We start from the raw sequence: 18,648 nt of genomic DNA, 5'->3' as shown, positions 1-18,648 counted from the left end.
AGGAGAAACGAACACGTGAACGAACTGGACTTCAGCGGCAAGACGGTACTCGTGGTGGGAGGATCGAGCGGGATCGGCAACGGCATGGCGCAGGCCTTCCGTCGGCGCGGGGCGAGCGTCCACGTCTGGGGCACGCGACCGACCGCCGCCGATTATGCGGATTCGGCCGACTCGAACCTCGAGGGACTCGCGTATGCGCAAGTGGACGTGGCCGACGCCGATGCGGTGGCGTGCGCGCCGGTGCCGTTCGAGCGGCTCGACGTGCTGATCTGCTCGCAAGGCACGGTGCGCTACAACCGCGAGGAGTTCAAGGTGCCGGCCTTTCGGGAGGTCGTGAATGTGAACCTCGTGAGCCTCATGGCCTGTGGCGACAAGTTCCACGACATGCTCGCCGAGAGCCGCGGATCGATGATCATCGTGAGTTCGGCCGCGGCCTTCCATTCCACGGTCGGCACCCCGGCCTACAACGCTTCCAAGACGGGGGCCTACGGCCTTACCCGCACGCTGGGCGAAGCGTGGGCACGTGACGGCATCCGCGTGAACGGCATCGCCCCCGGGCTCGTCGCGACCAAGCTTACCCGCATCACGACGGATCACCCCAAGCGCCTTGAGGCGTCGCTCAAGAATATTCCCCTCGGCCGCCTCGGCACGCCGGAAGAGATGGCCGGTGCGGCGCTCTTCCTCGCTTCGCCGCTGGCGTCCTACATGCTCGGCCAGACCCTGCTGGTCGATGGTGGCCTGCTGCTCGCCTGATGGAGATCGAAGATGGCATGGGATTTTGAGACCGACCCGGAATTCCAGCAGGAACTCGACTGGATCGACCGCTTCGTGCGCGACGAGGTCGAGCCGCTCGAGCATGTCCTCGGCAGTCCCTGGAATATCCACGATCCGCGCTTCGAGGCGCTGGTCCGCCCGCTGCAGCGCGAGGTGAAGGCCAGGAATCTGTGGGCTTGCCACCTCGGACCGGAACTCGGCGGGTCGGGCTATGGCCAGGTCAAGCTGGCGCTGATGAACGAGATCCTCGGTCGCGCGCTGTTCGCGCCCATCGTGTTCGGTGCGCACGCGCCCGACTCGGGAAACTGCGAGATCCTCGCGCACTACGGCACGCCCGAACAGAAGGCGCGCTACCTCGAGCCGCTTCTCGACAACCGCATCGTGTCCTGTTTTGCGATGACCGAGCCGCAGGGGGGCGCCGATCCGAAAGTGTTCACGACGCGCGCCGAACAGGATGGCAATGATTGGCTGATTTCGGGGCAGAAGTGGTTCGCGTCGAACGCGCGCTATGCCGCGTTCTACATCGTCATGGCGATCACCGATCCGACCGTGTCGCCCTACAAAGGCATGAGCATGTTCATCGTGCCTGCCTGCACGCCGGGAATCGAGATCGTCCGTAACGTCGGCGTCCCTGACGATCCCGAGGCGACTCATGGCTACCTGAACTTCGACCGGGTGCGGGTGGCGGCGGAGAACATGCTCGGCGCGCCGGGCGAGGCCTTCGTCGTCGCGCAGGTGCGCCTCGGCGGGGGGCGCGTGCACCACGCGATGCGCGTCATCGGCCAGTCGCAGAAGGCGCTCGACGCGCTGTGCGAGCGGGCCTTGTCGCGCAGCACCCAGGGCTCGCTGCTCGCGGACAAGCAGATGGTGCAGGAGAGGATCGCCGATGCGTGGATCCAGCTCGAGCAGTTCCGCCTGCTGGTCATGCGCACTGCCTGGCGCATCGACAAGTACCAGGACTACATGAAGGTGCGCAAGGACATCGCCGCGGTGAAGGCGACGATGCCCAAGGTGCTGCACGACATCGCGTCGAGCGCATTGCAGGTGCATGGATCGATAGGGGTGTCGTCCGAGATGCCCTTCGTCGGCCTGATCGTGCGCGCCTACCAGATGGGGCTCGCAGACGGTCCGACCGAGGTGCACAAGGTCACCGTCGCCAAGCAGTTGCTGCGCGAGTACACCGGTTGTGAGGACCTGTTCCCGGACTATCACCGGCCGACGGCCGAGGCCGCTGCACGGGCGAAGTTCAGCGCGGTGCTGGGATGAGCGCTCACGGGGGGGCGGCGGAGGTCGATCTCGGACGACTCGCCGAATGGATGGATGCGCAGGGGCTGGGTAGTGGGGCGATCGACTCCGTTACGCCGCTCACCGGGGGCACGCAGAACGTCCTGCTGCGCCTTTTTGGGGACGGCGCCGAGTACGTCCTGCGCTGCCCGCCGCCGGGCGCAAAGCCCGAGATCCACGCGACCTTTCTCCGTGAGGCGCGGCTGCTCGGAGCACTTGCCGGCACGGCGGTACCACACCCGCGCCTGATTGCTGCCTGCAGGGATGCGTCGGTGCTCGGTGCGCCGTTCTACCTGATGGCTCCGGTGGATGGCTTTACCGCAACGCCCACGCCGCTCCGGGGGCTCTATGCCACTGATCCGACGTGGCGCCATGCGATGGGGCTGTCGATGGTCGATGCCTTGCTGCGCCTGGGCGAGGTCGCGCCCGATGCGGTCGGACTGGCGGACTTCGGGCGGCCGGAAGGGTTTCTTGAGCGGCAAGTGCCGCGCTGGCTCAAGCATCTCGAGCGCTGCGCGGAGCAGCCCGGTTGGCCGGGGCCGCAGGCGCTGCCTGGTGTGCGCGAGGTGGCCGACTGGCTCGAAGCGCACGTGCCGGCAGCCAACGTTCCGGGGCTGATGCACGGCGATTATCACTTCGGCAACGTGATGTTCCGGCATGACCGGCCGGCGCTTGCAGCGATCATCGACTGGGAGCTTGCGACGCTGGGGGATCCGCTGCTCGACCTCGGCTGGCTCGTCGCGACCTGGCCCGACCGCGACGGGCGGGGCGCCGGCACCATCCGTATCGCGCCCGCCGACGGTCTTCCCTCGACTGCCGAACTCATCGAACACTATCGCCAGCGCACCGCGCGCGACCTGTCGGCGATCGACTGGTACGTCGCGATGGCACGCTTCAAGCTCGGCATCATGCTCGAGGCGAGCCATGCGCGATCCTGCGCAGGCAAGGCACCGGCGGAAACCGGCGCGCAGCATCATGCGTCCGCGGTGCGCCTGCTCGAAGCGGCGATCGCGGGGATCGAGGTGCGGGCGTGAATGGGCGCGGTGTTTCCCCGACATCCATGCGTAGCGCCCTGGTGGCGCTGGTCGCATGCCAGGTCGGACTGCACGCCTGCGTGCAGGGGGCTCGCCTGGCCGCGCCGCTGAGCGTCCTTCGGCTGGGGCATTCCGAGTGGGCGGTGGGGCTCGTGATGACGATGTTCGCGCTCTTTCCCGCGATCTTCGCGATCCCGGCCGGACGGCTTGCTGATCGGCACGGCTACCATCTGCCGGTGCGCATTGCGGCCGGCCTGTCGCTCGCGGGTGCGCTGCTCGCAGCTTCGGTGCCCCATCTCATTGCCCTGTGTGCGGCCGCTGCGTTGTGCGGCGCGGGCTCGGGCTTCGGCATGATCGCGATTCAGCGCACGGCCAGCCGATTCGCGCGGGACGAGGCGGACCGGCTTCGCGTGTTCAGCTGGATCGCGCTTGCTCCGGCCGTGGCGGGACTCTTCGGGCCGATGATGGCCGGCGTGCTGATCGATCATCTCGGTTTTTCGGCGGCGTTCGCCGCGCTCGCGCTGCTTCCGTTCGCGACCCTGGTGATCGCCCAGGCGGTCCCGCATGAAAGCCGGGCGCCGGTCTCCGCATTGGACCGCAAGCAGCCGTCCGCGTGGGGCCTGCTCCGCCTGCCGTCGTTCCGGCGCCTGCTCCTCGTCAATTGGCTGGTGTCGGCCAGTTGGGATGTGCATGGCTTCGCGTTGCCGATTCTCGGGGTCGAACGCGGCTTCAGCGCATCGGCGCTGGGGGCGGTGCTGGCGGCCTATGCGGTGGCGTCGATGTCGGTGCGCGTCGTGATCCCGTTTGTGGCCGAACGCCTGCCGCGACGCCACTTGCTTGCGGGGGCGCTTTTCATCACGTGTCTGGTGTTCGTGCTGTATCCACTGCTCCAGAGTGCATGGGCCATGGCGTTGTGCGCCGCGACCCTCGGCCTTGCGCTGGGCGCGATCCAACCGACGATTCTCGCGACGCTGCATCAGGTCACGCCCCGCGAGCGGCACGGCGAGGCGCTGGCTTTCCGCTCGATGACGGTGCACACCTCGATGACCGCGATGCCCCTCCTTTTTGGCGCCATCGGGGCGAGTGCCGGCGCGGCCGTGCTGTTCTGGGTGATGGCCGCGGCGCTCGGTCTCGGGGGCCTGCAGGCCCGGCGGATCGACACAGACGACGGGGCTCCCGCGCGCCGCGAGGAACATCCACAACAGGAGGAGAGGACATGCAGCTGAGCGGAAAACGCCTTATCGTGACCGGCACCGCAGGGGGCATCGGTGCGAGTGCACTGCGCGGACTGGTGGCGGCCGGTGCGCGGCTGGCGGCGCTGGACGTGAATGACGAGGCCGGCCGCGCGGAAGTGGCGCGCGCCAATGCGGGAGCCTCGGGCGAGGCGAGGTATTTCCACTGCGACATTCGCGAGCGTGCCGAAGTCGATAGGATCGTCGCGCAGGCCGTCGCCTGGCTGGGCGGCCTCGACGGACTGGTGAACATCGCCGGCGTCGAGCGCGCGGCGCCGGCCGAAGCGATCGTCGAGGCTGACTGGGACCTCATATTCGACGTCAATGCGCGCGGCACCCTGAACACCAACCAGGCCGTCTTTCCGCATCTGCGGGAGAAGGGCGGTCGCATCCTCAACTTCGGCTCCGCGGCGGGGGTCATGGGGCTGCCCGGGTGTGCCCACTATTCGGCCGCCAAGGCGGCGGTCCTCGGCTGGACCCGAACGGTGGCGAAGGAGTGGGGGCGACACGGCATCAGCGTGAATGCCGCTGCGCCGGGCATGTGGACGCCCATGTACGACGCCCACCGCGCACGAATGGACGCGGATGCCCTGCGGGCGCACGACGCGATGATGGCCGGGTTGATCCCGCTCGGCGGCAAGCTCGGCGACCCCGATCGCGACATGACGCCTTTCGTGGTGTTCATGATGAGCGACGGGGCTCGCTTCATCACCGGCCAGACGCTGGCCGTCGACGGTGGACTCATGATTCCGTGATGCAGGAGCGAGACCCGTTGCACTAACGCGCGCCACGTCCGGATTTCCGCCCCAGGCAGGGCGGGAGTCCTCCGGCCTGTCCGGCCCCTCCTTGAACACTTGGCAGTACGCATTAAATGGAGCACTATGCACAAAAGTGTTCATAAACAGCACCGTCTTATCCGGCGTGAAGGAACCGTGTCGAGGCCATTGCACGTGGCCGGCACAGCGTGTTCGTTCACGACCGGTCGGTGCGCCAACGGAGGAAGACGAAATGAGCAGTGTCAAGGACGTTACGCTGGAGAGCGCGTTCGCCGGAGTGGCCGACAACTACCGCGGTGAGGATGTCGATCTGCATGCGATCTACCGCGAGATGCGGAAGAACTCGCCGATCATTGCCGAGAACTTCATGGGCAAGCTCGGGGTGCCGAACATCGCAGGGCTGGATCCGAACCGCCCGACCTACACGGTGTTCAAATACAAGGACGTGATGACCGTCCTGCGCGATGCCGCAAACTACACCAGCGGCTTCATCGCCGAAGGGCTGGGAGCCTTCTTCGACGGCCTGATCCTTACCGGCATGGACGGCGAGGCGCACAAGAAGGCACGCGGCCTGCTGCAGCCCATCTTCATGCCCGACGTGGTCAACACGTGGCGCGACAGCAAGATGGATCCGATCGTGCGCAACGAGTACCTGTTGCCGCTGGTGCCGAAGAAGAAGGCAGATCTGATGGACTTCGGCCTCCACTTCCCGATTCGACTGATCTACGCGCTGATCGGCTTTCCCGACGACGAACCCGAGAAGGTCGAACAGTACGCGGCGTGGGCGCTGGCGATCCTTGCCGGCCCGCAGGTGGACGCCGAAAAGGCCGCGATTGCGCGCAAGGCTGCAATGGAAGCCGCTCAGGCGCTCTACGACGCGGTGAAGGAAGCCGTCGTCGCCGTGCGCCAACGCGGCGCCGAAGGAAACGACCTCATCAGCCGCCTGATCCGTGCCGAATACGAAGGGCGCAAGCTCGATGACCACGAGATCACGACCTTCGTGCGTTCGCTGCTCCCGGCCGCCGGTGAGACCACGACGCGAACCTTCGGCTCGCTGATGGTGTTGCTGCTCGAGCGTCCGGACGTGCTCGACAGGGTCCGCAAGGATCGCAGTCTGGTCGGCAAGGCCATTGACGAGGCGATCCGGTTCGAGCCCGTGGCGACCTTCAAGGTGCGTCAGGCGGCACAGGACCTCGAACTCGGCGGCGTCCGGATCCCGAAGGGTGCCATGGTCCAGTGCATCGTTTCCTCCGCCAACCGCGACGAGGAAGCCTTCGAGAGCAGCGAAGAGTTCGACATCGATCGCAAGCTCAAGCCTTCATTCGGCTTCGGCTTCGGCCCTCACATGTGCATCGGGCAGTTCATCGCCAAGACCGAGCTCCAGGTGGCGCTGAACGCCATTCTCGATCTGTTCCCGAACATCCGCCTCGACCCGGATGAGCCGAAGCCGCGGATTACGGGCGCACAGCTTCGTGGCCCTCACTCCGTCCCGGTCATCTGGGATTGAGGTGGCGCGCGGACCGGCTGAGCCTCCGGCCGATCTGGAAATTTCGTTAAACATGAACACAAAGCAAAAAAGTGTTTAACAAAACGAATTTCTTGCTCTAAGATAGAGGCTCATAACCGGTTCGCGCCCACCGCGGACGCCACTCCAACAGGGGACACACACATGAAGCTCGAAGATCTCATCCTTGTCAGCGTCGATGACCATGCGATCGAACCGCGTGGCGCCTTCGACCGCCACATGCCCGCCAAGTACAAGGGCCGCCAGCCGCGCGTCGAAAACCGCAACGGCCGCGACATCTGGGTGTTCGAGGAGCAGGCAACGGGCTACATGGGACTGAATTCGGTGGTCGGGCGTCCGAAGGAGGAGTACGGCATGGAGCCGCTCTCCTACGAACAGATGCGCCGTGGTACCTGGGACATCAAGGCGCGGGTCGACGACATGAATGCGAACGGCGTGCTCGGCTCGCTGTGTTTCCCGACCTTCCCCGGTTTCGCCGGCCAGCGCTTCCAGGTCATGCCGGACAAAAACGTCAGCCTTGCAGCCATCCAGGCCTACAACGACTGGCACCTGCATGACTGGTGCAACGCTGCTCCGGGTCGCTTCATCCCCTTGATGATGGTGCCATGGTGGGACATGCAGGCCGCCGCGGCCGAGGTGAAGCGCATGGCCGATCAGGGTGTGCATGCCATCACGCTGTCCGACAACCCGACCGTGCATGGCTACCCGTCGATCCACAACCCGCACTGGGATCCCCTGTGGAAGGCGTGCGAAGAGAACAATGTCGTGATCTGCTGCCACATCGGCACCGGGGTGAAGGCGGCTCACGCCTCGGATGAATCGCCGATCGACGCCTGGATCACGTCGATGCCGATCTCGATCTCCAACTCGGCGGCGGACTGGATCTGGGCACCCATGTGGAAGAAGTACCCCAAGCTGCGCATGGCCCTGTCGGAAGGCGGCATCGGCTGGATCCCGTATCTGCTCGAGCGCGCCGACTTCACGCACAACCACCACCACGCCTGGACGAACTCGAACTTCGGCGGCAAGAAGCCCAGCGACATCTTCAACGAGCACTTCATCACCTGCTTCATCGAGGATGCGTTCGGGCTCAGGAACCTCGACTCGATCAACGTCGACATGGTCACGTGGGAGTGCGACTACCCGCACTCGGACTGCACCTGGCCGAACTCCGCGGACGTGTTCTGGCAGCAGGCGAAGAACCTGCCCGACGAGATCATCAACAAGATCAGCCACCTCAACGCGATGCGCGAATTCTCTTACGACCCGTTCGCCATCCTGGGGCGCGAGAACTGCACCGTCGGTGCGCTGCGCGCGCAGGCGACGCATGTCAGCATCGAGCCGGCGCTGGGCCTCGGCGGCGCAGCTCCGCAACGCGATCCCAGCAAGCCGGTGACCTCGGGCGATATCAACAAGATGTTCGCCTCGGCGGACGCGCAGACCGCGCTCTGAGTCCGGCTGCAGTGCGGTTGGCGGGCACGCGGGGCGTGTCCGCCGGCCGACGGTCGTCCGTGCCGTTCGCGGGCGACGTGACCCGGGTCATCCACGCCGTTGCTCAAGCCGACGGCCCACTATCGAACGCGCCATGTCCATAGACCAGTTCAAGTACAGTCGCATTCCACCGGAGGCCGAAGCACTTCGTGCGGAAGTGCGTGCCTTCCTCGCCGAAGCCCTGAAGGACTACCCGGCGGTCCGCCGGGCGGATTCCTGGATGGGGTTCGACGCCGAATTCAGCCGTCGCCTGGGAGCGAAGGGCTGGGTCGGCATGGCTCTGCCCAAGCGCTATGGTGGCGGCGAGGCGAGTCCCTTCGCGCGCTACGTCGTGATCGAGGAGTTGCTCGCCGCCGGCGCGCCGGTGTCCGCGCACTGGTTCGCCGATCGCCAGAGCGGCCCGCAGATCCTGCACTACGGCACCGATGCGCAGAAAGAACGCCACCTGCCGGCGATCTGCCGCGGAGAACAGTTTTTCTGCATCGGCATGAGCGAGCCCAATTCGGGCTCCGACCTCGCTTCGATCAAGACGCGCGCACGCCGTGAAGGGGACAAGTGGGTGGTGAATGGGCAGAAGGTGTGGACCACCAACGCCCACCGCTCGCACTACATGATCGCGTTGGTACGCACCGGCGAGAACAGCAAGCGCCAGGAAGGACTCTCGCAGTTCATCATCGACCTCAGTCTGCCGGGCATCACCATCCGGCCGATCAAGGACCTGACGGGCGCCGAGCATTTCAACGAGGTCTTCTTCGACGAACTCGTACTCGATGCCGACGCCATCATCGGTACCGAAGGGCAGGGCTGGGGGCAGGTCACCGCCGAACTCGCCTTCGAACGCAGCGGTCCCGAGCGCTTCCTCAGCTCGATCGCGCTGCTCCACACGCTCATCGACGCGGTGGGCCGTAGTCCTGATGCCCTGCAGGCCAAGGAGATCGGCCGCTTCGCCGCGCGACTGGTGACGCTGCGCAACATGTCGTTGGCGGTGACGGCCCAACTCGCGGCGGGCAACAACCCGGCGTGGGAGGCCTCGGTCGTGAAGGATCTCGGTGCGGTTTTCGAGCAAGAGATTCCGGAAGTCGCGCAGCTGTTGTGCGAGCTTCCGCCAACCGTTCAGGGCGGCAGCGACCACGCCCAGGTGCTGGCCTATCTGACCCAGATGGCGCCATCGTTTTCACTGCGCGGCGGCACGCGGGAGATTCTCCGCGGCATCATCGCGCGCGGATTGGGGCTGCGTTGATCATGAGAGACCTATTCGATTCCTCTGTCGAGCGCCTGTTCTCGGACCTCGTCACCGCCGACGCGGTGTTGGCTTGCGAGGGCGGCGAATGGCCGACGGAGCTGTGGACGGCTGTCGAAGCATCCGGATTCACGCTGGCACTGGTGCCGGAGTCGCTCGGCGGTGCAGGTGCCACGTGGGCGGATGTATGTGGTGTGCTGCGTCTGGCCGGCCGCTTCAACCTCCCGCTGCCGCTGCCCGAAGCGATGCTCGCCAATTGGTTGCTGGGTGCGAGCGGACTGGCCGCCGTGTCGGGAACGCTGAGTGTTGCCGCGCGCGGCACACTGCGCCTGGAAAACGGCCGTGTGACCGGGGCCGCTGTCGATGTGCCATGGGGGCGCCACGTCCGCCACGTGGTGGCCGTCGCAGCGGGCGCGGCGCCGGCGGTGGTGCTCCTGCCGACCGAGGCGGCGACGGTGGTGCGTACCGTGAATACGGCCGCCGAACCGCGCGACACGCTCAAATTCGAAGCGGTGGTGCCGCTCGCAAGCGCGGCTTTGCCGACGGCACTGTCGGCCGACGTGCTCAAGCTTGGCGGTGCAATGATGCGTGCCGCGCAGATTGCGGGCGCGCTCGAAACCGTGTTGGCGATGGCCACCACGTATGCCGGTGAGCGCGTGCAGTTCGGCAAGCCGATCGGCAGTTTCCAGGCGATCCAGCACCAGATTGCAGTCCTCGCCGAACATGCGGCGGCCTCCGTGATGTCCGCCGAAGCGGCCTTCGCCGAGTCGGACGATCGGCTCGCACGCCTGCCGGTGATGGCGGCCAAGATCTGCGCCTCCGAGGCCGCGGGGATCGGGGCGGGTGTCGCCCACGCCGTGCATGGCGCGATCGGCTTCACCCACGAACACGCCCTGCACCTGACGACCCGCAGGCTGTGGTCGTGGCGCAGCGAGTTCGGCTCGCTCACCGACTGGTCGCAGCAGCTCGGTCGCGCGCTCTGCGGCGCCGGCTCCCAGGCATTGTGGCCATCGGTTACCGCCGGCGTGCTCGCCGCATACGAGGAGACTGCAGCATGAAACCCTTTCTGATCCTCGAACGCGAGGACGCCATCCTCACCGTCCGCATGGATAGCCCGGAGACGCGCAACGCGCTCTCCGACCCGTCACAGATGCAGGAGTTCGTCGACCTGTGCGCCAACGTCCGTACGGACCGCTCGATCAAGGTCATCGTACTCACCGGCAACGGACCGGCTTTCTGTGCCGGCGGCAACGTCAAGGACATGCGCGAACGCGGCGGCATCTTCGCGGGGTCGCCCTATGAGGTGCGCGAGACCTACCGCAATGGCATCCAGCGCATCCCGCTGTGCCTTTACGACCTGGACGTGCCCGTCATCGCGGCGATGAACGGACCGGCGATCGGCGCTGGCCTGGATTTGGCGTGCATGTGCGATGTGCGCATCGCCGCCGACACCGCGAAGTTTGCGGAAAGCTTCGTGAAGCTCGGCATCGTGCCGGGTGATGGCGGTGCGTGGCTGCTGCCGCGCATCGTCGGTATGCCCAGGGCCAGCCTGATGGCGCTCACCGGCGACATGATCGGCGCCCAGACCGCGCTCGCGTGGGGCCTCGTGACCGAGGTGGTACCTGCTGCCGAACTCGAGACCGCGGCGCTGGGCATTGCCCGGCGCATGGCGGCTAATCCGGCCCACGGCCTGCGCCTTACCAAGCGCCTGTTGCGGGAAGGCCAGCACATGCGTCTCGATTCGCTGCTGGAGATGTCGGCGGCCTACCAGGCGCTTGCCCATCACACCGAAGATCACATGGAAGCGGTCGCAGCCTTCGTCGAGAAGCGCGAACCGAAATTCACCGGCCGCTGAGCCGGGAAACTGCACGAGAACAGGCGGAGGAACAAGGATGCGGACCGTATTCCGTGAAGATCATGAAATGTTCCGCGAGATGGCGCGGCGCTTCATCGAGAACGAGATCGTCCCCCACCTGCACGAGTGGGAGGCGGTCGGGATCGTGCCGAAGTCGGTCTGGCGCAAGGCGGGCGAGGTCGGCCTGCTGTGCTCGACGGTGCCGGAGGAATACGGCGGTGCGGGTGGCGATTTCGGCCACTCGGCGGTGATGATCGAGGAGCTGGCGCGGGTCAATGCGACCGCGATCGGCTTCACGACCCACTCCGAGATCGTCGCCCCTTACATCGTTGCCTACGGCAGCGAGGCGCAGAAGAAGAAGTGGCTGCCGCGGATGGTTGCGGGCGAGATCATCGGCGTCATCGCGATGAGCGAGCCCGGCATCGGTTCCGACCTGCGCTCGATGCGCACCAGCGCACGGCGCGATGGCGACGAATACGTCATCAACGGCCAGAAGACCTTCATCACCAACGGTGGCAACGCGGACCTGATGGTCACCGCGACCAAGCTCGACCCCAATGCGAAGGAGCTCACGCTGATCTGCGTCGAGGCCGATCGCCCCGGATTCTCCAAAGGCCGGCTGCTTGAAAAGATCGGACTGAAGGGCCAGGACACCTCGGAACTCTTCTTCGACGACGTCCGTGTCCCGGTCGAGAATCGCCTCGGCGACGAGAACAAGGGCTTCGGCTATCTCACGCACCAGCTCGCGTGGGAACGCACCATCATCGGCATTCGCGCTGCCGCCTCCATCGAGGCGCTGATCGACGACACGCTCGAGTACGTGCGCGAGCGCAAGGTGTTCGGCAAGACGGTCTTCGATTTCCAGAACACCAAGTTCAAGCTCGCCGAATGCAAGGCGCAGGCAACCATGCTGCGCGTGTTTGTGGACGACTGCCTGGGCAAGGCCATGCGCGGCGAACTCTCGCCCGAGGTCGGCGCGATGTGCAAGCTGGTCGGTTCCGAGATGCAGGGCAAGGTGCTCGACGAACTTCTGCAGCTGCACGGCGGCTACGGCTTCATGAGCGAGTACAAGATCAGCCGTGCTTGGGTCGATGCACGCGTCGCGCGTATCTACGGTGGCACGTCCGAGATCATGAAGGAAATCATCGCCCGCTCGCTCTGAGCAGACCAGACCGCGCGGGCGTGACGCAGATTATGTCTTCTCCTCCGACGGTGCGCGGTGCGCTGCCGGTTTACGGGACCTCGGCAACACGGTCCCGCTCTTTCTTCTGTGGGGACGCCCTGCGTCACGGGCGCCCCCGCACGCCGCAGGACAAACGGGAGAACGCAGCATGAAAGAAGGGCAAACCGACGACGCCGGTGACGCGGACCTGCGCGGTGGCGTATCGCGCGAGGCGGCGGAAGACGCCGTACGCACCCTTATCCGCTGGGCCGGCGACGAACCGGGCCGCGAGGGGCTCGTCGATACGCCCTCGCGCGTCGTGCGCGCCTACGAAGAATTCTTCGCCGGCTATTCGCAGGACCCGGCCGAAATCCTGGCTCGCACCTTCTCCGAGGTCGAGGGCTACGACGAGATGATCGTCATGAACGACATCCGCTTCGAAAGCCACTGCGAGCACCACATGGCGCCGATCATCGGCAAGGCGCACATCGGTTACCTCCCGAACCACCGCGTGGTCGGCATCTCCAAGCTCGCGCGGCTGGTCGAGATCTACGCAAAACGCCTGCAGATCCAGGAAAAAATGACGGTGCAGATCGCCGACACGCTGCACTCCGTGCTGCAACCCAAGGGCGTCGCGGTTGTCATCGAGGCGTCCCACCAGTGCATGACCACGCGCGGGGTGCACAAGCCCGGCGCAGGCCTCGTCACCAGCCGGATGGTCGGCGCGTTTCGCGAAGACGCCTCGACGCGCCGCGAATTCCTCGCGATGATCGGCATGGGCGGCCCGCGCGGCCTGCCGAATACCTGAACGGAGACCGGAAATGAGCGAGCAGGCGACCCCCTGGAGCGACGAATTCCTCCTCGGCTATGGGCCGATGGACGACATCCACCACGAGTTCGTCGAGCTCGTGCACGCCATGCAGGTCGTCGGAGACGAAGTCTTCCCGGCGCTGCTCGACCGTTTCGCCGCCCACGCCGAGCACCACTTCGCGGAGGAAGCCGCCTGGATGTCCGCGGGAAACTTCCCGGCGCGGGACTGCCACATCGAGGAACACGAGAAGGTCATGGCGTCGGTGCGCGAAGTGCAGCAGATGGTCGCGGCGGGCAACATCGAGGTCGGGCGCCGCCTCGCGGTCGCGCTCGAGGAGTGGTTCCCGGGCCATGCGACCTACATGGATTCGGCGCTGGCGCAATGGATGGTCAAGCGCAGTACGGGGGGCGTGCCGCTGGTCCTGAAGCGCGCGGTGACGACCTGAAAGTCGGCTAGGTAGGCGCGCTGCGGTGGCTATGGCAGAGCCGGGTTAGGTCGGTGACGTCGGCTGCGGTATCCAAAGTGCACTTTGTGCGACCATTCATCACTCAGTTGTGATGTTCCCTGCGCACTGACCGTCGTTCGGCCTGAGCCGTCATTGGAATTTCGACGTACACGGGGGGCAGCAATGTGTCAGCAAACTGCCGCTCAGGGCCGACTTACTTACTCTGCAGGGCAGTTTCTTGGTATGACACGCACCGCGCTAAGGGTTCGCTTTTAGACGGGTGGTCACCCTTGAGTTCTGCCACCCCGAGCGTCAGCAACGGCCGAGTACTTGTCGTCCGACCGTCGCCGCTAGACCATCCCGTCTGACGTGCCCGTAACGACCGCCGCGCCGCTCAGCTCCCGCAAGCCTGTATCAGGAACTGCCTGAACGCGTCGGCGGATCGTTCCAGCGTGCCGTCGTGCCGCCAGATCAGCCCGACTTCCATGTCGGGTACCACATCGAGAATGGGGCGGGCCTCGATCTTCTTGCCTTCCAGCGACCACGGCCGATACACCATGTCGGACAGGATGGTGACGCCGAAGCCGTGCGCGACGAGCCCGCGCAGCGCTTCGACCGAGCCGGTGCGAAACGCGATGTCGGGCTGAATGCCCTTGGCTGCCCAATAACGCTGCGTCGACAGTTCGCCTTCGTCAACGGTGACCTGGATGTAGGGATAGGCAGCGACGTCGGCGAGGGCCGCGTTGTCTTTTTGCAGGAGCGGGTGGGCGGCCGAAGTCCATAGCTGGCGGCGGGAGCGCAGCAGCACGTGGTGGCCGAAGCGTTCGCGCTCGACGACGTTGGACAGGATCACCACGCCCAACTCGATATCGCCGGCCGCGACGCCGGCTTCGATGGCTTCGCGGTTCATGTCGTGGAGGTCGAGTTCGACGTCCGGATAGTTCGCGCGAAAGCGGGCGAGCAGCGGGGGCAGGAAATAGCCGAGCACGGTGTACGAAGCACCGATGCGGATCGCGCCTTTCAGGTGGTGGGCCTGGAAGCGCGGTTCGCGCAGAGCGTCTTCGAGCGCGTCGAGGATGTCGCGCGTGCGTCGATAGAAGCTGTGCCCCTCGGCGGTGAGGCCCACGCCGTGGGGTTTGCGGTCGAACAGGCGCACCCCCAGCGATTCTTCCAGGAGCAGCACCGCATTGGTGATGGCCGATTGCGAAACGTGGGCGCGCGTGGCGGCCATCGAGAACTGGCCGGTCTCCGCGGCGGCGATGAAGTAGCGCAGCTGGCGCAGGGTGACATTGTTGTCGACCGGCATCCGTTTTCCTAATACCAGAACTCAGTATTGGTGATTTTACGATACATAGACAGATTCGTACTATGTGTCGATATAAATAGAGAGTCTGGAGGGGATGATGAACTCACCGCTGTCTGCCGAGGCGAGGGATGCACTGCTTTCGGTCACGCTGGAGGACAAGTACACCCAGGAGTCCGGACGCATCTACCTGAGCGGTACTCAGGCCTTGGCGCGCCTGCCCATGCTGCAGAAGGAGCGCGACCGGCGCGCGGGGCTGAACACCGGCGGCTACATTTCGGGCTATCGCGGCTCGCCGCTGGGCGGGCTGGACATGGCGCTGTGGAAGGCGAAAAAGCATCTTGCCTCCCACGACGTAGTCTTTCAGCCCGGCCTCAACGAAGACCTCGCTGCGACCGCCGTGTGGGGCACGCAGCAGGTGAATCTTTACCCCAACGCCCAGCGCGACGGGGTATTCGGCATGTGGTATGGCAAGGGGCCGGGCGTGGACCGCTCGGCCGACGTGCTGAAGCACGCGAACGCCGCAGGGACCTCGCCCCATGGCGGCGTGCTGATGCTCGCCGGCGACGACCATGCGGCGAAGTCGTCGTCGGTCGCGCATCAGTCGGAACACCTGCTGATCGCCTGTGGCATTCCGGTGCTGTACCCGGCGAACGTGCAGGAGTATCTCGACTTCGGCCTGCATGGCTGGGCGATGAGCCGCTACTCCGGGTTGTGGGTGTCGATGAAGTGCGTCACCGATGTCGTCGAGTCGTCCGCATCGGTCGAGATCGATCCGGACCGCCTGCAGATCGTCATTCCGGATAGCTTCGCAATGCCTGAAGGCGGGCTCAATATCCGCTGGCCGGATACGCCGCTCGCGCAGGAAGCGCGCATGCTCGATTACAAGTGGTATGCGGCGCTCGAATACGTCCGCGCGAACAAGCTCAACCGTATCGTGATCGATTCGCCCGACGCGCGCTTCGGGATCATGGCGGCAGGCAAAGCCTATCTCGACGTGCGTCAGGCGCTGACGGACCTGGGTTTGGACGACGATGCCTGTCGACGGATCGGCATCCGCCTCTTCAAGGTGGGCTGCGTGTGGCCGCTCGACGCCCACAATGCGCGCGCGTTTGCGACCGGACTGGAAGAAATCCTGGTGGTCGAGGAGAAGCGCCAGATTCTCGAGTACGCCCTCAAGGAGGAACTGTACAACTGGCGCGACGACGTCCGCCCGCGCGTCTACGGCAAATTCGACGAGCGCGACAACTCGGGGGGCGAGTGGTCGGTGCCGCGTGGGCAATGGCTGCTTCCGGCGCGCTACGAGCTGTCGCCGGCGATCATCGCGAAGGCCATCGCCGCGCGACTGGAGCGCGTGGGGCTGCCCGAAGACCTTCGCGCCCGCGTGTTCGCGCGCATCGATGTCATCGAGGCGAAGGAGCGCGAAGCGGCGCGGCCTCGCGTGACCGTCGAGCGCAAGCCCTGGTTCTGTTCGGGCTGTCCGCACAACACGTCCACCCGCGTGCCGGAAGGCTCGCGCGCGCTCGCCGGCATCGGTTGTCACTACATGGCGATGTGGATGGACCGGCGCACCGAGACTTTCACGCAGATGGGCGGGGAGGGCGTGAGCTGGCTCGGCCAGATGCACTTCTCGGGCGACAAGCACGTCTTCGTGAACCTCGGTGACGGCACCTATTTCCATTCGGGCCTGCTCGCCATCCGCGCGGCGATCGCCGCCAAGGCGACCCTCACTTACAAGATCCTCTACAACGACGCGGTCGCGATGACGGGGGGGCAGCCGGTCGACGGGGTGCTGACGGTGCCGCAGATCGCGCAGCAGGTGAGCGCCGAAGGTGCTAGCCGGGTCCTGATCGTGAGCGACGAGCCGGAGAAGTACGCGATGCGCGCCGGTCTGCCGGATGCGGTGACGGTGCACCATCGGGATGAGCTTGACGCGTTGCAGCTCGAGCTGCGCGAGAGTTCGGGGGTGTCGGTCCTGATCTACGATCAGACCTGCGCCACCGAGAAGCGCCGCCGCCGCAAGCGCGGCGATTACCCTGATCCGGCCCGCCGCGCATTCATCAACCCGGCAGTCTGCGAGGGTTGTGGCGACTGCTCCGTGGCCTCCAACTGCCTGTCGGTGGAGCCACTGGAAACGCCGCTAGGCACCAAGCGCAAGATCAATCAGAGCGGCTGCAATAAGGACTTCTCCTGCCTGAAGGGTTTTTGCCCGAGCTTCGTGACCGCCGAGGGCGCGCAATTGCGCAAGCCCGCAGCGCGCGAGTCGGCGCCGGTGACTGCCTCGGAAGCGCTGCCTGAACCCGCACTGCCCGGGCTGGACAAACCCTGCGGTATCGTCGTGACGGGGGTCGGCGGAACGGGGGTCGTGACGATCGGTGCGCTGTTGGGCATGGCGGCTCATCTGGAACACAAGGGCGTCACCGTGCTCGACATGACCGGGCTCGCGCAGAAGGGCGGGGCGGTGTTGAGCCACGTGCAGATCGCGGCGACCCCGGCGGCCATTCACGCCACCCGGATCGCTACCGGCGAGGCCGACGTGCTGATCGGCTGCGACGAGATCGTCTCGGCTTCGGCCGAAGCGCTCTCCAAGGTTCGTCAGGGACGCACGCGAGCGGTGGTCAATAGCGCGCAGACCCCGGCGGCGGAGTTCCTGTCGAATCCCGACTGGAAGTTTCCGGGGGCGGCGGCCGAGGGCGACATCCGCGCCAGTGTGGGCGATGCCTGTGAATTCATCGACGCGAACGCGCTTGCACTGCGGCTGCTCGGCGACACGATCTACGCCAATCCGCTCGTGCTGGGGTTCGCGTGGCAGAAAGGCTGGATTCCGGTCGGCAAGGCGGCATTGCTGCGCGCGATCGAGCTGAATGGCGTCTCGGTCGAAAAGAACCAGCAGGCGTTCGAGTGGGGACGGCTTGCGGCACACGACGCGGGAAAACTGCCGGTGGCCGACGCTTCGGGGCGGGGTGAGGCGGTGGTGCTGGCTATGCCGGAGTCGCTGGACCGGCTGATCGAACGCCGCGTCAGGCTGCTCAGCGATTATCAGAATGGTGTCTATGGCGAGCGTTACCGAAAGGCCGTGGCGCGGGTGCAAGAGGCCGAGCGAGCGGTGGTTGGACAAGGCCGACTCGCCCTGACCGAGGCTGTCGCGCGCAACCTCGCGAAGCTCATGGCGTACAAGGACGAGTACGAGGTGGCGCGGTTGCACAGCGCGCCCGAATTCCTCGCCCAGTTGCGCGAACAGTTCGAGGGCGAGCCCGGCCGGGATTACCGGCTCAACTTCCACCTCGCGCCACCCCTGTTCGCGAAGCGTGGCGTTGACGGCCTGCCCCAGAAGCGCGCCTACGGTCCGTGGATGATGCGTACCTTCCGCCTGCTCTCCCGCTTCAAGGGCCTGCGTGGCACCGCCCTGGATCCCTTTGGCAGGAGCGCGGAGCGGCGCCAGGAGCGCGAACTGGTGAAGGACTATTTCGTCTTCATCGACCGCATCTGCGACGGCCTGTCGCGAGACCGGCTGGATGTCGCGATCGAGCTTGCGCGCATCCCGGAACAGATTCGTGGCTATGGCCACGTCAAGGAACGCAGCATGGCCGGCGCGACCAAGCGTCGCGAAGAGCTGCAGGCCCGGTTCGAGGCTGGCCGGTCGGAACGGGCAGCCTGAAGTGCGCCGGACAACAACATCGAGGCGCTCGCGCCCTTGATGGTCGTACGGCGCGAAT

General features: G+C 65.9%; 15 protein-coding genes. 14 read left to right on the top strand and 1 reads right to left on the bottom strand.

The annotated features are described in order from the left end of the window. Nucleotides 1-15: 15 nt before the first annotated feature. From CCZ27_RS08885 to CCZ27_RS08825, 13 genes are all read left to right on the top strand, one after another. On the top strand, nt 16-753 hold the full coding sequence (locus CCZ27_RS08885) for an SDR family NAD(P)-dependent oxidoreductase (protein WP_096447434.1): 738 nt from the start codon (nt 16-18) through the stop codon (nt 751-753). A 12-nt stretch (nt 754-765) separates the two neighbouring features. Further along, nucleotides 766-2,040 (top strand): acyl-CoA dehydrogenase family protein, encoded by a 1,275-nt coding sequence (locus CCZ27_RS08880; RefSeq protein WP_096447432.1) that lies wholly within the window; start codon nt 766-768, stop codon nt 2,038-2,040. Between the two features lie 50 nt (nt 2,041-2,090). Beyond that, nucleotides 2,091-3,092, top strand: coding sequence for a phosphotransferase family protein (locus tag CCZ27_RS08875; RefSeq protein ID WP_232516614.1), 1,002 nt, complete (start codon nt 2,091-2,093; stop codon nt 3,090-3,092). 26 nt (nt 3,093-3,118) lie between these two features. Beyond that, on the top strand, nt 3,119-4,318 hold the full coding sequence (locus CCZ27_RS08870; protein ID WP_096447428.1) for an MFS transporter: 1,200 nt from the start codon (nt 3,119-3,121) through the stop codon (nt 4,316-4,318). Then, a complete protein-coding gene (locus tag CCZ27_RS08865; RefSeq protein WP_018990584.1) occupies nt 4,309-5,079 on the top strand; it encodes an SDR family NAD(P)-dependent oxidoreductase in 771 nt (256 codons plus the stop codon). Before CCZ27_RS08870 ends, CCZ27_RS08865 begins: the two co-directional genes overlap by 10 nt. Before the next feature lie 298 nt (nt 5,080-5,377). Continuing rightward, nucleotides 5,378-6,607, top strand: a complete 1,230-nt coding sequence (locus CCZ27_RS08860; RefSeq protein ID WP_232516613.1) for a cytochrome P450 — start codon at nt 5,378-5,380, stop codon at nt 6,605-6,607. A gap of 162 nt (nt 6,608-6,769) precedes the next feature. After that, nucleotides 6,770-8,077, top strand: coding sequence for an amidohydrolase family protein (locus CCZ27_RS08855; RefSeq protein WP_096447424.1), 1,308 nt, complete (start codon nt 6,770-6,772; stop codon nt 8,075-8,077). A gap of 133 nt (nt 8,078-8,210) precedes the next feature. After that, complete coding sequence (locus tag CCZ27_RS08850) at nt 8,211-9,356, top strand: acyl-CoA dehydrogenase family protein (protein ID WP_096447422.1); 1,146 nt, start codon at nt 8,211-8,213, stop codon at nt 9,354-9,356. Between the two features lie 2 nt (nt 9,357-9,358). Further along, on the top strand, nt 9,359-10,414 hold the full coding sequence (locus tag CCZ27_RS08845; protein ID WP_096447420.1) for an acyl-CoA dehydrogenase family protein: 1,056 nt from the start codon (nt 9,359-9,361) through the stop codon (nt 10,412-10,414). Beyond that, nucleotides 10,411-11,211 carry a crotonase/enoyl-CoA hydratase family protein gene (locus CCZ27_RS08840; protein ID WP_096447418.1) on the top strand — a complete coding sequence of 267 codons (801 nt, stop codon included), beginning with the start codon at nt 10,411-10,413 and terminating at the stop codon, nt 11,209-11,211. Before CCZ27_RS08845 ends, CCZ27_RS08840 begins: the two co-directional genes overlap by 4 nt. Before the next feature lie 37 nt (nt 11,212-11,248). Next, nucleotides 11,249-12,373, top strand: coding sequence for an acyl-CoA dehydrogenase family protein (locus CCZ27_RS08835; protein ID WP_096447416.1), 1,125 nt, complete (start codon nt 11,249-11,251; stop codon nt 12,371-12,373). 169 nt (nt 12,374-12,542) lie between these two features. Continuing rightward, the gene (gene folE, locus CCZ27_RS08830; RefSeq protein ID WP_050416190.1) at nt 12,543-13,181 is read left to right on the top strand and encodes a GTP cyclohydrolase I FolE; all 639 of its coding nucleotides are present in this window, start codon (nt 12,543-12,545) and stop codon (nt 13,179-13,181) included. Nucleotides 13,182-13,194: 13 nt separating this feature from the next. Further along, complete coding sequence (locus tag CCZ27_RS08825; RefSeq protein WP_096447414.1) at nt 13,195-13,629, top strand: hemerythrin domain-containing protein; 435 nt, start codon at nt 13,195-13,197, stop codon at nt 13,627-13,629. Between the two features lie 394 nt (nt 13,630-14,023). Here CCZ27_RS08825 and CCZ27_RS08820 read toward each other — a convergent pair whose 3' ends face one another. Next, on the bottom strand, nt 14,024-14,935 hold the full coding sequence (locus tag CCZ27_RS08820) for a LysR substrate-binding domain-containing protein (RefSeq protein WP_096447412.1): 912 nt from the start codon (nt 14,933-14,935) through the stop codon (nt 14,024-14,026). A gap of 97 nt (nt 14,936-15,032) precedes the next feature. Between CCZ27_RS08820 and CCZ27_RS08815 the strand changes: the two genes are divergently transcribed. After that, on the top strand, nt 15,033-18,590 hold the full coding sequence (locus CCZ27_RS08815; RefSeq protein WP_096452355.1) for an indolepyruvate ferredoxin oxidoreductase family protein: 3,558 nt from the start codon (nt 15,033-15,035) through the stop codon (nt 18,588-18,590). Nucleotides 18,591-18,648: the final 58 nt, after the last annotated feature.

It is taken from the genome of Thauera sp. K11 (assembly GCF_002354895.1).
In the GTDB taxonomy this organism is placed as follows: domain Bacteria; phylum Pseudomonadota; class Gammaproteobacteria; order Burkholderiales; family Rhodocyclaceae; genus Thauera; species Thauera sinica.
The sequence above is the reverse complement of the archived record's forward strand: the minus strand, read 5'-3'. Positions and strand labels throughout refer to the sequence as shown.

Coding starts and splice junctions, on each gene's coding strand:
- CCZ27_RS08880 (WP_096447432.1), top strand. CDS start 766: ATGGCATGGGATTTTGAGACCGACCCGGAATTCCAGCAGGAACTCGAC.
- CCZ27_RS08875 (WP_232516614.1), top strand. CDS start 2,091: ATGGATGCGCAGGGGCTGGGTAGTGGGGCGATCGACTCCGTTACGCCG.
- CCZ27_RS08870 (WP_096447428.1), top strand. CDS start 3,119: ATGCGTAGCGCCCTGGTGGCGCTGGTCGCATGCCAGGTCGGACTGCAC.
- CCZ27_RS08865 (WP_018990584.1), top strand. CDS start 4,309: ATGCAGCTGAGCGGAAAACGCCTTATCGTGACCGGCACCGCAGGGGGC.
- CCZ27_RS08855 (WP_096447424.1), top strand. CDS start 6,770: ATGAAGCTCGAAGATCTCATCCTTGTCAGCGTCGATGACCATGCGATC.
- CCZ27_RS08850 (WP_096447422.1), top strand. CDS start 8,211: ATGTCCATAGACCAGTTCAAGTACAGTCGCATTCCACCGGAGGCCGAA.
- CCZ27_RS08845 (WP_096447420.1), top strand. CDS start 9,359: ATGAGAGACCTATTCGATTCCTCTGTCGAGCGCCTGTTCTCGGACCTC.
- CCZ27_RS08840 (WP_096447418.1), top strand. CDS start 10,411: ATGAAACCCTTTCTGATCCTCGAACGCGAGGACGCCATCCTCACCGTC.
- CCZ27_RS08835 (WP_096447416.1), top strand. CDS start 11,249: ATGCGGACCGTATTCCGTGAAGATCATGAAATGTTCCGCGAGATGGCG.
- folE (WP_050416190.1), top strand. CDS start 12,543: ATGAAAGAAGGGCAAACCGACGACGCCGGTGACGCGGACCTGCGCGGT.
- CCZ27_RS08825 (WP_096447414.1), top strand. CDS start 13,195: ATGAGCGAGCAGGCGACCCCCTGGAGCGACGAATTCCTCCTCGGCTAT.
- CCZ27_RS08820 (WP_096447412.1), bottom strand. CDS start 14,935: ATGCCGGTCGACAACAATGTCACCCTGCGCCAGCTGCGCTACTTCATC.
- CCZ27_RS08815 (WP_096452355.1), top strand. CDS start 15,033: ATGAACTCACCGCTGTCTGCCGAGGCGAGGGATGCACTGCTTTCGGTC.